Annotated in this window: 7 protein-coding genes; 4 read left to right on the forward strand and 3 right to left on the reverse strand. The window is 72.4% G+C overall.

Annotated elements, in window-relative coordinates; genetic code table 11:
• Positions 1-127 precede the first annotated feature (127 nt).
• Entirely contained in the window at positions 128-6,121 is a 5,994-nt protein-coding gene (locus WME83_RS33580) for an AAA family ATPase (protein ID WP_437313792.1), read from the forward strand.
• 535 nt (positions 6,122-6,656) lie between these two features.
• Positions 6,657-8,246 carry a cache domain-containing protein gene (locus WME83_RS33585; protein ID WP_437313793.1) on the forward strand — a complete coding sequence of 530 codons (1,590 nt, stop codon included), beginning with the start codon at positions 6,657-6,659 and terminating at the stop codon, positions 8,244-8,246.
• Positions 8,247-8,281: 35 nt separating this feature from the next.
• On the opposite strand, the gene WME83_RS33590 is transcribed toward WME83_RS33585, so the two are convergent.
• Positions 8,282-8,941: a histidine phosphatase family protein gene (locus WME83_RS33590; RefSeq protein WP_437313794.1), complete on the reverse strand. Its 660-nt coding sequence runs from the start codon at positions 8,939-8,941 to the stop codon at positions 8,282-8,284.
• 299 nt (positions 8,942-9,240) lie between these two features.
• Between WME83_RS33590 and WME83_RS33595 the strand changes: the two genes are divergently transcribed.
• Entirely contained in the window at positions 9,241-10,674 is a 1,434-nt protein-coding gene (locus tag WME83_RS33595; protein WP_437313795.1) for a PQQ-dependent sugar dehydrogenase, read from the forward strand.
• A 31-nt stretch (positions 10,675-10,705) separates the two neighbouring features.
• Here the strand turns inward: WME83_RS33595 and WME83_RS33600 are convergent, their stop codons facing one another.
• Together WME83_RS33600 and WME83_RS33605 are read right to left on the reverse strand one after the other, a co-directional pair.
• A complete protein-coding gene (locus WME83_RS33600) occupies positions 10,706-11,947 on the reverse strand; it encodes an MFS transporter (RefSeq protein ID WP_437313796.1) in 1,242 nt (413 codons plus the stop codon).
• Entirely contained in the window at positions 11,947-12,579 is a 633-nt protein-coding gene (locus WME83_RS33605) for a TetR/AcrR family transcriptional regulator (RefSeq protein ID WP_437313797.1), read from the reverse strand. The genes WME83_RS33600 and WME83_RS33605 overlap by 1 nt, the downstream gene beginning before the upstream one ends.
• 174 nt (positions 12,580-12,753) lie before the next feature.
• Here WME83_RS33605 and WME83_RS33610 point away from each other — a divergent pair, with 174 nt between their 5' ends.
• Positions 12,754-14,490: a trypsin-like serine peptidase gene (locus WME83_RS33610; RefSeq protein ID WP_437313798.1), complete on the forward strand. Its 1,737-nt coding sequence runs from the start codon at positions 12,754-12,756 to the stop codon at positions 14,488-14,490.
• Positions 14,491-14,511: the final 21 nt, after the last annotated feature.

Consider the following 14,511-nt stretch of genomic DNA (forward strand, 5'->3'; position numbering starts at 1 on the left):
GAGCGCGCAGCAAGCGAGCCGACGCGGCGGCGCGTCGCCATTTGTCCGTGGCGAAGCGCCGCACTTTTGGCAACATCAGGACCCACGTCGGCGCCTCGGGGGCCGCCCGGCTTTCGAAAATCTCCCTATGCCCCAGAGCTCACGCTACCTCGTGCTGGAGGTCCTGCACACCGGGGCAGATACGATCCTCTACCGAGCCAGGCGCGCGGAGGACGGCCGGCCGGTCGTGCTCAAGGTCCTGCGGCGCGACCACGCGAGCCCCCAAGCCCTCGGGCGGCTCCACCACGAGCACGAGGTGGCGAGGGGGCTCGACGCGCCCGTCATCGTCAAGGCGCACGCGATCGAGGCGTTCGGCGACCAGGTGGCGCTGGTCCTGGAGGACTTCGGCGGCCGCTCGCTCGACCAGCTCCAGCGCGGCCCCATGCCGCTCGAGCGCTTCTTCCCCCTCGCCCTGCGCCTCTCCGCCGCGCTCGCCGAGCTGCACCGGCACCACGTCGTCCACAGGGACATCAAGCCCCAGAACCTGCTTTACAACCCCGACACCGGGGAGGTGAAGATCACCGATCTCGGGATCGCCTGCCCCTCGCCCCGCGGGCCGGAGGACCTCGCCCACGACGCGCTGATCGCGGGGACGCTCGCGTACATGGCGCCGGAGCAGACCGGACGGATGAACCGCTCCATCGACGAGCGGACCGACCTCTACTCCCTCGGCGTCACCTTCTACGAGCTGCTGACCGGCACCCTGCCCTTCCAGGCGAGCGACCCCGTGGCGTGGGTGCATTGCCACATCGCCCTGACGCCGCCCCCGCCGCACGCGCTCGTCCCCTCGATCCCCCCGCAGCTGTCGGCGATCGTGCTCAAGCTCCTGGCCAAGGCCGCCGAGGAGCGTTACCAGAGCGCGCTCGGCCTGCAGCACGACCTCGACCGGTGCTTCGCCGAGCTAAGGGCGCGCGGCGCCGTCGAGGCCTTCCCGCTCGGGCAGCGCGACGCCTCGGATCGGTTCCAGATCCCGCAGCGGCTCTACGGCCGCGAGCGCGAGGTCGAGGCGCTGCTCGCCGTCTTCGAGCGCGTGGTGGCCCACGGGCGGCCGGAGCTCGTGCTCGTGTCGGGCTACTCCGGCGTCGGCAAGTCGTCGCTCGTGGCCGAGCTGCACCGGCCGGTCGTGCGCGAGCGGGGCTTCTTCCTCTCGGGCAAGTTCGAGCAGCTCAGGCGGGACGTCCCCTACGACGCCTTCCTCCAGGCGTTCCGCGGGCTCGTGCAGGAGATCCTGTGCGTGAGCGAGGAGGAGATCGAGCGCTGGAGGCAGCGCCTGCGGGAGGCGCTCGGCGCGGGCGGCGGGCTGCTCGCCGGCGTGCTCCCCGAGCTCGAGCTGCTCCTCGGCCCGCAGCCGCCCGCGCCGGAGCTCCCCGCGGTCGAGGCCCGGCACCGGTTCCACGCGACGCTCCAGCGCTTCGTCGCGGCGTGCGTCCACGAGGAGCACCCGATGGTGCTCTTCCTCGACGATCTCCAGTGGGCCGACGCCGGCAGCCTCCAGCTGCTCGAGCAGCTCGTCACCTACGCCGAGGCCGAGCACCTCTTGCTGATCGGCGCCTTCCGGGACAGCGAGGTGGGCCCGGCGCACCCGCTCGCGCTCATGCTGGCCGACGCGCAGCGGCGCGGCGCCCTGGTCACCGACATCGTCCTCGCGCCGCTCTCCGCGTCCGACGTCGCAGCGCTCGTCGCCGGGGCGCTCCACGCCCCGGCCGAGCAGGTCGAGCCGCTCGCCCAGCTCGTCCACGAGAAGACCGGCGGCAACCCCTTCTTCGCGATCCAGTTCCTGATGGAGCTGCACCAGGAGAGGCTCATCGCCTTCGACGCCGACGCGGGCGCCTTTCGCTGGGACATCGCCGCGATCCGCGACAAGGGCTTCAGCGACAACGTCGTCGATCTGATGGTGGGCAAGCTGAAGCGGCTCTCGGCCCCGGCGCAGGACGCGCTCAAGCTCGCCGCGTGCCTCGGCAGCAGCCCGACGCTCGACACCCTCGCGGTGGTCGCGAAGCGCCCCGCGGCGGAGCTCTCCGAGGCGCTCACGGAGGCCGCGCGGGAGGGGCTGCTGCTCCGCCGGAACGGCGCGTACCGGTTCGTCCACGACCGGGTGCAGCAGGCCGCCCAGGCGCTCATCCCGGCGGCGCAGCTCGCCGAGGTGCACCTCTGCATCGGCCGGCTGCTGCTGGAGGGGCGGAGCGCGGCGGAGCGCGAGGACACGCTCTTCGACATCGTGGGCCACCTCAACCGCGGCGCCGCGCTCATCCGCTCTCCGGCAGAGCGGGCCGAGCTCGCCGCGCTGAACCTGCGCGCCGGCAGGAGGGCCAAGGCGGCGGCGGCGCACGAGACCGCCGCGTCCCTCTTCGCCGCGGGCACGGCGCTCCTCCCCGAGGAGCGCTGGGAGACGCACTACGAGCTCGCCTACGACCTCGGCCTGGAGCGCGCGCACGCCGCGTACGTCACCGGCCGCTTCGACGAGGCCGAGCGGCTGCTCGCGGAGCTCACGGAGCGCGCGAGGAGCAGGGCCGAACGGGCCGCGGTGGTCGAGCTCGCCGTCACGCTGAACGCCACCCGCGGGCGACCCGCGCGCGCCGTGGAGCTCGGGCTCTCGTGCCTCCGCGCCTGGAACATCGAGGTGTCGCTCCCCGTCACCGACGCGCAGGCCGAAGAGGAGACCGAGGCCGTCTGGAAGCTCCTGGGCGACCGGCGCATCGAGGGCCTGCTCGATCTGCCCTCCATGACGCACCCGGAGATCAAGGTCGCGATGGGCGTCCTCCGGGGCGTCATGATCCCTGCCTTCTTCGTCGACCAGAACCTGCACTATCTGCTCGTCGTGCGCATGGTCAAGCTCAGCCTCCGCCACGGCAACGCGGAGACGTCCGCCCAGGCGTATGCCGCCTTCGCGAGGGTGCTCGCCCCGAGGTTCGGGAGGTACGAAGAGGCGTATCTGTTCGGCAAGCTCGCCTACGACCTGGCGGACAGGAGCCCCGTCCTCGCCACGAAGGCCTCCGTGTTCACGCTGCTCGCGCAGCAGGTGATCTTCTGGACGCGACACTACCGGGAGACCTTCTCGTATGCTCGCCTCGGCTTCAACGCCGCGGTCGAGTGCGGCGACTGGAACAACGCCTGTTACAACTGCATCTGGGCGGCGGCGTTCCCGCTGCTCTGCGGCGAGCCGCTGGAGGACGTCCTCCACCAGACCGAGGACCGGATCGGGTTCGTGCGCAGGGCCGGTTACACGTTCGTTCATGGCGCCCTGCTCGGCGTCCGGTACGTCATCCAGGCGCTGCGCGGGCGGCCGGTCGATTTTCCGATGCTGGACGGGTCCAAGCTCGACCAGCAGGCCTTCGAGGGCTGGCTCCTCTCGGGCGCCGCGGGCAGCGCGCACAGCATCTACTTCGGCCTGAAGGCGCAGGCGCTGTTCGTCGTCGGCTCTCCGGTCGAGGCGCTCGCGGCGTCGTCCCGCCTGGTCGTCGATTACGACTGGAGGAACGACGCGCACGCGCTCGTGATCGAGAGCTTCTATGTCCACGCGCTCGCGCTCGCCGCGGTCTCGGGCGAGGCGTCGCCGCCCGAGGAGCTCCCCCGAGCGCTGCTCGATTGCGAGCGGCAGCTCGGCGAGTGGGCGGAGAGCTGTCCTCCGAACTTCCTCCACAAGCACGCCCTCGTCTGCGCCGAGATCGCCCGGCTCCGCGGGCAGGAGGGGGAGGCCATCCGGCGCTACGAGCAGGCCATCGCGTCGGCGCGCGAGCACGGCTTCGTCCAGCACGAGGCCATCGCCTGCGAGCTCGCCGCGGGGTTCTACCGCGCGCGCGGCCTGTCCACGCCCGCCGACGCTTACCTGCGAAACGCTCGCGCCGCCTACTTCCGCTGGGGCGCCCACGCCAAGGTCGAGCAGCTCGACCAGCGCTATCCCTTCCTCGTCGAGCGCAAGCCGATCGCGCCCACGGTCACCTTCGCCGTGCGGGCCGAGCAGTTCGACGTCCTGTCGGTGGTCAAGGCCGCGCAGAGCATCTCCGGTGAGCTCAAGCTCCCGCGCCTGCTCGAGATGCTGCTGCGCATCGTGGTCGAGCACGCGGGCGCCGAGGAGGGCTATGTGCTCCTGGTCCGGGAAGATCGCCTGTCGACCGCGGCGGCGCTCACGGCGTCCGGCGGCGCGGCGCGGCTGCTCGACGCGGGCGAGGCGGCGGCGGCGGCGCTGCCGCGGTCCATCCTCAACTACGTTCGTCGCAGCCATGAGCGCGTGCTCCTCGACGACGCGGCCGCCAGGCACCCGTTCCCGGAGGACGCTTACTTCGCCCAGAAGCAGCCGAGGTCGGTGCTGTGCCTGCCCATCGTGCGACAGGCCCGCTTGCTCGGCCTGCTGTACCTGGAGAACAAGCTCGTCGCCGGCGCGTTCACCCCAGCGCGGCTCAGCGTGCTTGAGCTGCTGGCCTCGCAGTCGGCCATCTCGCTGGAAAACGCCATGCTCTATTCCCAGGTCGAGCAGGAGAACGCCGAGCGCCGGCGGGCGGAGCAGGCGCTCCAGGCCAACCAGGCCACCCTCCAGGCGATCGTCGACAACTCGGCCGCGGCCATCTACCTGAAGGACCGCGAGGGCCGGTATGTGCTCGTCAACCGGCAGGCGGGCCATCTCGTGCGCCTGCCGCGCCACGAGATCCTCGGAAAGACCGACGCCGAGCTCTTTCCTGGGCCGACCGTCGAGACCCTCCAGAACAACGACCGGAAGGTGCTCGACGCGGGCGAGCCGCTGGAGTGCGAGGAGGAGCTGCTGCTGGCGGACGGACCACGCACCTTCCTGGCGGTCAAGTTCCCGCTCGGCGAAGGGGTCATGTCGGGCGTGCTGTGCGGCATCTCCACCGACATCACCGAGCGCAAGCGGGCCGAGCGCGCCGAGCGCTTCCTGGCCGAGGCGAGCCGCAGGCTGATGGCCCTCGGCTACAGCGCGACCCTCGAGAGCGTGGCCCAGCTCGCGGTCCCCGAGCTGGCCGACCAGTGCATCGTCGACATGCGCCTCGATCCCGACGCCCCGGGGCACACGGCCGCTGCCGGCGTGCCCGCCGAGCTGGTCGACGCCGTGAAGGACGCGGCGCGGCCCCTGACGACGCCGTCGCCGGCCCGGCCCGAGGTCGGCGACATCGGCGCCGCGCCCCTCCTCGGGCAGCTCGGCGTCCACGCCTTCATCCGCGTTCCGCTCCTCGCGCGCGACCGCTGCTTCGGGGTCATGATCCTGCTGTCGACCGCGCCCCGGCGCGGCTACGGCCCAGCCGACCTGTGGCTGGCCGGGGAGCTGGGGGCCCGCGCGGCGCTGGCGCTCGACAACGCCCGCCTGTTCGCCGAGGCCCAGCAGGCGATCGAGCGGCGGGACGAGTTCCTCCTCGTCGCCTCGCACGAGCTCAAGACCCCGCTGACCTCGCTCAAGATGCAGGCCCACCTCATCGAGCGGCTGCTGCGCCGCTACCAGCGCTCCGAGCTCGCGCCGGAGCGGCTCGACGCGGCGCTGCAGGTCTTGAATCGGCAGATCGCTCGGCTCGCGCACCTGGTCAACGAGCTGCTCGACGTCACGCGGCTGAGCGCCGGGCGGCTGACGCTCGCGCGCGCGCCGGTCGATCTGGCGGCCTTGGTGCGCGAGGTCGTCGAGCGGATGAGCCAGCAGCTCGCCGATGCCCGCTGCGGCGTCCAGCTCGATCTGGACGAGCCCGTGGTCGGGCGCTGGGACCCGTCGCGCATGGAGCAGGTCCTCATCAACCTCCTGTCGAACGCGATGAAGTATGGCGCCGGCGGCCCCATTCACGTCATCGTGCGGGGGCATTCCGATCGGGCGCTGCTCGTGGTCCGCGATCACGGCATGGGCATCGCGGAGGCCGATCAGGCGAGGATCTTCGAGCGCTTCGAGCGCGCGGTGTCGGTCCGGAACTTCGGTGGCCTCGGCCTCGGGCTCTACATCGTCCGATGGATCGTGACCGCGCATGGCGGCACCATCCGCGTGGAGAGCGAGCTGGGCGCCGGCGCCTCGTTCATCGTGGAGCTCCCCTTGAACGCGGCCGAGGCGGAGACCGACGCGGGCGGCCTTGGCGCCGCGCGCCCGCCGGCGTAGTCATTCACCTGGAGCCTCTGCGGGGGCTCGACCTGCTGCGCTGCCCCTTCCGTGACGCTCGGGGGCCAGGCCGGATCCTAAGAAGGTACGACTCTGGCGATCCTCAGCGACGGATTTACCAGAGGCTTATCGCCGCGTTACGCCTCGTTCAATCTCAGCAGGTCCACTTCGCCATACAACGCCGGACAATTACCCGTCCGGATCGAAAGCGCTCTCTCGCGGACGCCTCCGGGATTTCGGCAGACATTTCCGTCCATCTCCACGTCATCGACGCCGAGAGAGCTACCCCAGGTGAGCGTGATAGACGCGCGCCGGGAGATCTCGTCGTCTCTTTCTGACAGCAGTATCTTCATCGCGCCGGGAGGTGTAGAACCGTTCCAGGTGACGGGCGCATGTGTCCACCGGCCTGCGGGGGCCCCGGCTGGGGCGCATCGCAGGCGAGCGCCGACCCCGGCGAGGCCCGGGACGTGGGAGGAGGCTCATGGAGGATCGCAGCGCAGTCCGCGAGGACACGGACCACAACGTACGTCTCAGAGTGCTCATCCCTCTGGCGCTCGCGCTGGCCATATTGCTCGCACTCTATGTGGCGACCACGTACAGCGTGTTCACCGCACGGCGCGACGAGGCGATCCGGCAGGACACCGAGCACACAACGGAGCTCCTCCGGCGGGCGCTCGTCGACAACGTCGGGACCCTGAGCTCGCTGATGAGCGCCATCGAGCGGGATCCGGTGCTCGAAGATGCCATGCTCCGCGGGGACCGCGAGGCGCTCCTCGCGCGGGGGGCGCCGCTCCTGCAGGAGATCGAGGCGCGCGCCGGGATCACCCACCTCTACTTTCATGCTCCCGACCGCGTGAGCTTTTTGCGGGTTCACGAGCCCACCCGTTTCGGCGACACGATCTCTCGATTCACGCTCCTGGAAGCGGAGCGGACGGGACAGCCGAGCTTCGGGAACGAGCAGGGGCCCCTCGGCACATACACCCTCCGCTACGTGATACCCTGGCGCTCCGGGGGGCGCCTCCTCGGATACATCGAGCTCGGCAAGGAGTTCGAGCACGTCGCCGCCTCGTTACGCGACGTCCCGGGGGTCGAGCTCGTTATCCTCGTCGACAAGCGGTACGTGCAGCGAGAGCTCTGGGAGCCGACCGCCCAGAAACAGAGGCTGCCGCCCTGGGACACGCTCCCCTCGATCGTCTCCGTCTTCAGCACGGTGCAGGCGATCCCCGACGAGCTCTCCGCGCTGCTGTCGCGGCAGGGCCTGGCCCTCGACGAGCGGACCGCGACCATCCGGGCGGACGGCCGCGTCTTGCAGTGCATGCTGCTCCCGATCGATGACGTCCGGGCCCTCGAAACAGCGAAGTTGCTCGTGATGCGCGATGTGACGAACATCGCCGCCGCCGCCCGCACGCAGCTCGCGGCGGGCTGCGCCGCGTTCGCCGGCGTGAGCGCGGTGCTGCTCGCGATGTTCCACGTCCTCCTCGGCCGCATCCAGCGGGCCCTCCGGGAGCGGTCGGCGCTGCTGAACAGCGCCAAGGAGCGTCTGGAGCAGGAAATCGAGGAGAGGAAGGTCGCGCAGAAGGAGCTCGAGGCGGCGCTCGGCACGTCCGCGGCCGCGTCCCAGGCCAAGACGGAGTCGCTCGCCCAGCGCGAGGAGGCGCTCCGCGAGCTGCGCGCCGCCAAGCTCGACCTCGAGCAGCAGCTCCAGACCATCGAGCGCCAGCGCATCACCATCCGCGAGCTGTCGCTGCCCATCGTGGACGTCTGGGACGAGATCCTCGCGCTCTCGATCGTCGGGCCCGTGGACGCCGACCGGGCGGCCGAGATGATGGAAGGCCTGCTCCGCCGGATCGTCGAGGCGCAGGCCCGCTGGATCATCCTCGATGTGACCGGGCTGTCGGCCATCGATGAGGAGGTCGCGGCGCGCCTTGCCCGAGTGGCCAGGGCCGTGCGGCTGCTCGGCTGCGCCTGCATCGTGACGGGCATCAGCCCTCACATCGCGCGCACGTTCGTCGCGCTCGGCGTCGAGCTGGACGACCTCCGGCCATTGCGCAGCCTGAAGGAGGGCATCAAGCATTGCATGTCCGCCCGCCAGGCGGCCGCGCTCCGATCGACCCCGGCGCTCTGAGCGCCGCGTCGTCCCCGGGCCGCCCGCGCCGCGCCTCACGCCGGAGGCGCGGAGAGCGCCTCGACGAGCGCGTCGCCGAGGTGAGCGGCGTCGTTCCAGACGACGACGCGATAACCGCTCTTCGGGTCGTGCTCGATCAGGGAGACGCCCGTGTTCGCCGGCACCTGGAGCGCCTTCAGCCCGCTTCCGTCCATCTGGAGCATCCGCCCGACCGCGGTCTTGATGGCCGCGCCGTGGGAGACGACCCCGACCGCCTCGCCGGCGTGCCGCTCCGCGATCCGGTCGAGCGCGCGCATCATGCGATCGCCGAGCTCCGCGTACGTCTCGCCGCCCCCGCGCCGGACATCGACGCCGCTGCGCCATGCGGCCCACTCCTCCGGGAAGCGCGCCTGCACCTCGCCGCGGCTGAGCCCCTGCCAGGCGCCGAGGCTCACCTCCCGCAGCGCGGCGTCCGCGACGGCCCGGAGGCCCAGCGCCGAGGCGACGCGCGCCGCCGTCTCCTCGGCGCGCTCGAGGTCGGAGCAGTAGACCGCCGCGAGCCGGAGCCGCGCGCCGGCGAACCGCTCCGCGAGCCGCGCGGCCTGCTCGCGCCCCCGCGCGTTGAGCCCGCGCCCCGCCTGTCCCTGGAACACCTGCGCGCGGTTGTCGTCGGTCTCCCCGTGCCGGATGAGCATCAGCTTCGTGGTGGCGTGCACGATGGGCCGCACTGTAGCAGGGCGCGCGGCGCGACGGGCCGCGCCGCGCCACCTCGCGGCCCATGGCGCCTCGCACCCGCACCAGCGTGCCTTTCTGCCACGCGCAGGCCGGCGCCGAGCCATCGTGCCACGGCGCACGGGTGGCCTGTTTGTAAGTGGTCCTTGCTGAACCGCCGGGCTCCCAACCGGTACGCGGCGTGCTTCGGCCCTCGTCCGGAACAAGGTCATCCAGCGAGGATTCCGGACGGAGGGCGCTCCCCGACGCACCGGTGGCCTCTCTTGCGGAAAGGGTCGCTCGCATGAAACGGCAATTTGCGCCTTTGCTCATCCTGTTGCTCGTCGCGGCGTGCGGCGAGGAAGGCGGCGTTCAGCCCGCCGACGTCCAGTCCGGCTCCGGGGGGAGCGGCGGCGCGCCGACGGATCAGGGCGCGCAGGCAGGAGGGGGCGGCCAGGGCGCGGACGGCGGCAGCGGCGGCGAGGACGGCAGCGGCGGCAGCGGCGGCGAGGGCGGCAGCGGCGGCCAGGGCGGCAGCGGCGGCAGCGGCGGCGAGGGCGGCAGCGGCGGCGCCGGGGGGTACAGCCCGGAGGACGACAACACCTTCCGGCCCGAGGAGCGGCCGTTCTCCGACGAGCTGCTCGAGCAGCTCAAGACGAAGCCGGGGTTCACGATCCGCGTGTTCGCGAGAGGGGCAGACCATGCGCGCATGATGGAGCTCGCCCCCGGCGGCGGGGTGTACGTCACGCGGCCGACGAAAGGGGACGTGCTGCTCCTGCGCGACACCGACGGCAACGGGGCGGCGGACGAGTCGACGAAGGTGTTCTCGGGGGGTCCGGGCTTCGAGACCCTGCACGGCATCGCGCTCAACGCCGAGCGCGACACCATGTACCTGGCGACCGCGACGAGCCTTTACTCCGCCCCCATCGACGGCGACGGCCGCCTCGGCGACGCGTCGACCTTGATCACCGATCTGCCCGACGGCGGCCAGCACGGCAAGCGCACGATGCGCCTCACCCCCGACGGGACATCCCTTCTGTTCTCGGTGGGCAGCAGCTGCAATGCGTGCGCCGAGACGAACCCCGAGCACGCCGCCTTGCTGCTCATCGACCCATCGCTGGGCCCCCAGACGCAGCAGGACCGCACCGTCTTCGCCAAGGGCCTGCGCAACACCATCGGCTTCGACTGGTACCCGGGCACCGACGAGCTCTGGGGCATGGATCACGGCAGCGACCAGCGCGGCAACATCCTGCCTCCCGAGGAGCTCAACCGGCTCCTCGAGGGCAACAACTACGGCTGGCCTTACGTGTACTCGAGCGGCCCCGGCGAGCGGGGGATCGATCCGATCATGGACGACCCGCCCGGCACGACGAAACAGGAATACGCCGCCGCCACCGACCCCGCGGTGCTCGTCTACGACGCGCACAGCGCGCCCATCGATTTCCGCTTCTACACGGGCGACCAGTTCCCGGCCGAGTACAAGAACGACGCGTTCGTCGCGATGCGCGGCTCGTGGAACCGTTACCCGCCGGTGGGCTACAAGGTGGTGCGCGTCCTCTTCGACGACGCGACCCACACGCCGACGGGCTTCGAGGACTTCATCACCGGATGGCTGATCGAGGACGGCCGCGCCACCTTCGGCCGCCCCGCCGGGCTCCTCCAGATGCCGGACGGGTCTCTCCTCGTGAGCGACGACACGAGCGGCATCATCTACCGCGTATCGTACACCGGCCCGTGAAACAAGGCGCCTCAGCAGGGAGCCTGTCGCCCTAGCCCTGGGATGCCCCCTCGAGCGCGAGCTTCGAGGTGAAGCGCGCGCTCGGAAACAGCAGGAATGCGAGGACCGGCGAGAGCGCCGCCAGGACGGCCGCCAGGCTGAAGTGCGCCGGATAGCCGAGGCGCCCCGCGGAGAAGCCGCTCGCCGCCGAGGCGACCCCCGTGGCGATCACCATCGCGCTCGCCTGGAGGGTGTAATCCGTGGCGGCGCTCTCCCGATCGGTCCAGTCCATCATGCACGTGAAGAGCGCCGCCGTGGCCATCCCCCCGGCGAAGTGCTCGAACGCGCAGAGCGCCGCCAGCAGCGGCACCCCTGCCTCGGCCCGGGCGACGTACGCGTACCCGAGCACGCTCGCCGCCTGGAGGACGGCGAAGCCGACAAGCGACGAGCGCCGCCCGAGCCGCAGCACCAGCGCCCCGCCGGCCAGCGCGCCGAGCAGCCCCGCGACGAACCCCACCGTCCCGACGAGCCACCCGATGTCCGCGAGGGAGAGGCCGAGATCGGTCAGGAACGGCCGCAGCATGCCCACCGCGAAGGCGTCGCCGAGCTTGTACACGACGATGAGCGCGAGCACCTGCCGGGCATGAGGGCGCCTCCAGAACGAGGTGGCGATGGCGATCACCGAGGAAGACCGAGCGCCCTCGCGCCCACCCCCCGCCTCGCGGGCGAGCAGCGTGGGAATGCTCAGGAGGGCAATGGACAGCGCCATGAGCGCGAAGGTGAGCCCCCAGCCCAGCCGGTCGAAGAGGACGAGCAGCGCCCCGCCGCCCACGATCATCCCGGCCCGATACCCGGCCACCTGGATGCCGTTGGCCAGGCCCCGCTCGCCCGGCGCCAGGAGGTCCACCGCCAGGCCGTCCGTGGCGATGTCCTGCGTCGCGGAGAGCAGATTGACGATCAGCACCGCCGCGAGCACCGAGGAGAGCCCCTCCCCGGGGTCCCGCAGCGCGAGGAGCCCGAGCGCCGCGATCGTGAGCCCTTGCAAGGGGAGGATCCACGAGCGGCGGCGCCCGAGCCGGGGGAAGAAGAACCGGTCGACGAGCGGCGCCCAGAGGAACTTGAGCGCCCACGGGAGCGCGAGCAGGGAGGCGAGCCCGATGCCCTCGAGCGAGATCCCCTGCTTGCGCAGGAGGACCGGGAGCGCCTGGGTGAAGAAGCCGAACGGGAGCCCCTGGCACATGTACAGCGACGCCAAGAGCCCGAGACGTCGCCAGGACAGGTGGGGAGTGCGCATCAGCGGCTCGCCTTCCTGGCGGCGGAAGCGAGGCCGAGGAGCCCCGACGCCATCGCCCACGTCGCGCCGGCGGCCGAGCCCGGGGGGATGAGATCGCGCGCCGTGGCCGCGAGCACGAAGTACCCCTGAATGGCGGCCACGATCGCCGCAGCCGCGGCGTCGACGTCGCCCCGCGCGCAGGAGAACACCCGCTCCCGCGCGCCGCGCCGCACGATCGCCGCGAGCTTCTTCACCGCGCCCTCGAGCGCGCCCGCGAACGCCTTCCGCACGTCGGCGTCCCGGAGCGCCTCGCCGCTCACGCAGATCCAGCAGGCGAGCGCCCGCGGGTCGGCCCCCTCGCCCACCCGCAGGTGCGCGTCGATGAACGCGCGGAGCTCGGCCTCCGGATCGCCCGCCGCGGCGGCGAGCCGCCGCTCGATCCGGCCTTCATGGTCGCGCGCGAGCAGCTCGACGGCGGCGAGCAGGATCTCTCGCTTGCTCTCGAAGTGGTAGTGGACCAGCCCCGGCGCGAGGTGGGCCGCCGCGGCGACGGCCCCGATGGACGCCCCCTCGTAGCCGCGCTCCGCCATGACCTCCAGGAGAGCGCGCGCGATCTGGGCTCGACGTTCCGCGGTGTTCGAGGGGCGAGGCATCCTGCCGCTCCTGCGCTCGCTGGCGCCAGTTTATTGGTTGGTTGTACAACCAACTTATGAAGCGGCCTCGGCCGCGTGTCAAGGAGGGGCTCGGGCGCTCGAGCAGGATCACGCCGGGCGAGCAGCGGGAGCGGCGGGTAAGCTACGGCGTCTCGCCATCAAGGAGCTCGATCGATGACGTCGCGTCCTCTCTCGCTGATGATCGCAGGGCTGCTCTCCTGCGCCGGCCTCGTGTCCGCGTCCTGCGCGCCGTCGTCGCCCCCCGGCGGCGCGGGCGGCCAGGGGAACGCCGGCGCGGGCGCGGGCGGCCAGGGGGGCGGCGGGGCGGGCGGCGCCGGCGGCGAGGCCGGCGCCGGCGGCGAGGCCGGCGGTGGCGGCGAGGCTGGCGCCGGCGGCGAGGCCGGCGCCGGCGGCGCTGGCGGCGAGGCTGGCGCGGGCGGCGAGGGCGGCGCGGGCGGCGCGGGCGGCGCCGGCGGGAGCGGGCCGGGGGACGGGGAGTCCGAGCTCCTCTCGGGCCGGGACGAGGCCAGCGCGCCTCTCAGGGCGGTGGGCCGGCTGAGCGGCGGGCTCGGCTCCGGGGCCTGCACGGCGTTCCTCGTCGACCCCGCGGGGCGCCCCGAGGCGCCGGCCCACGTCCTGACGAACGCTCACTGCACCCACGAGTGGGCCGCGGAGACCGCGGCAAACGCGGTGTTCGTGGACACCGAGGCGACCCCGGAGCTGCGGATGATCTTCAATTACTTCCGCGACACCGAGGGCGCGCAGGTGCAGGTGCCGGCGAAGGCGATCCGCTATGCGACGATGAAGGGCACCGACCTCGCGGTGGTCGAGCTCGACACCACGATCGGCGCCCTCGCGGAGCGCGGCGTCGTCGCGCTCGGGCTCGCGCCCTCGGCGCCGCCGCCGGGGGCGCGCGTGTCGGTGGTGGGCGCGCCGCAGCTCGACGTGGAGTTCCTGCGGCGCGCTCGCTGCAGCGAGGAGGGCACCTTCGATATCGTCGAGTATCGCTGGCACTGGTTCGGCGCGCACCGGAACCGCTGCGCCGACATCGCCAACGGCAGCTCGGGCTCGCCGGTGCTGGACGAGGCGCAGCGGGTCTATGCGGTCGTCAACACCACGACCCTGGGGAGCCCGCCCGACGGCGACTGCTTCCTCGGCAGGCCCTGCGAGGTCGGCGCGCCCCCCGGCGCGTCGGTCGAGGGCGCGAGCTACGCCGTCGACGTGACCGGCGTGGGCGCCTGCTTCGGGGACGACGGCCGCTTCGCGCTGGATCGCGAGGGCTGCGCCCTCGACGCCGGCCGGGCGCTCGACGTGCTGACCTACCCCGCTCCCCGCGAGCGGCCGAGCGATCCGGCGACGGGCGCGACGAACACCTGGGAGGTGACGCTGGGCGCGCGGGACGCGCTCGGGTTCTTCCGCTACAAGCTGGGGCGCGCCGGCGAGGTCGACTGCCGCCGGCAAGAGGGCTACTCGGCGCCGCTCAAGCTCGATTCCCAGGACCTGTCGGCCATCGCGCTGCCCGAGGCCGAGGGGGTCCACCTGCTCTGCGCGCTCGCCGGCCCCACGGCCACGCCCGACGCCGCGTGGCAGCCGCTCTCGTTCCCCACGGTCGTCCTCACCACGATCGACACGACCCCGCCGTCGCGCCGGCCCGCGCTCTCGCGCGGGGGCGACGCCGCCGAGGGCATGCGCGTCGAGCCGATCTTCTCCCTGCCGGAGCACGCGGATTTCGAGTACCGCTTCGGCCCCCCGGACACGACCGATTGCGACGATCCGGCGGCCGAGTGGCGCAGGTACCGGCGGATCCCCATCTTCCTCGACCCCCGCGACCTGCCGGCCCGGTTCTGCGTGCGCCCGACGGACTGGGTGGGCAACGTGGGCGAGCCGTTCGATTACCTGCTGCCCGAGTGAGCCGCGTCGTCCGCCGCCGGA

Source organism: Sorangium sp. So ce385 (genome assembly GCF_051474135.1).
Taxonomy (GTDB): Bacteria; Myxococcota_A; Polyangia; order Polyangiales; family Polyangiaceae; genus Sorangium; species Sorangium cellulosum_D.

Excerpts from the sequence above, each read along its gene's own strand:
- WME83_RS33600 (WP_437313796.1), bottom strand. The coding sequence starts at position 11,947 with ATGCGCACTCCCCACCTGTCCTGGCGACGTCTCGGGCTCTTGGCGTCG.
- WME83_RS33605 (WP_437313797.1), bottom strand. The coding sequence starts at position 12,579 with ATGCCTCGCCCCTCGAACACCGCGGAACGTCGAGCCCAGATCGCGCGC.
- WME83_RS33595 (WP_437313795.1), top strand. The coding sequence starts at position 9,241 with ATGAAACGGCAATTTGCGCCTTTGCTCATCCTGTTGCTCGTCGCGGCG.
- WME83_RS33580 (WP_437313792.1), top strand. The coding sequence starts at position 128 with ATGCCCCAGAGCTCACGCTACCTCGTGCTGGAGGTCCTGCACACCGGG.
- WME83_RS33610 (WP_437313798.1), top strand. The coding sequence starts at position 12,754 with ATGACGTCGCGTCCTCTCTCGCTGATGATCGCAGGGCTGCTCTCCTGC.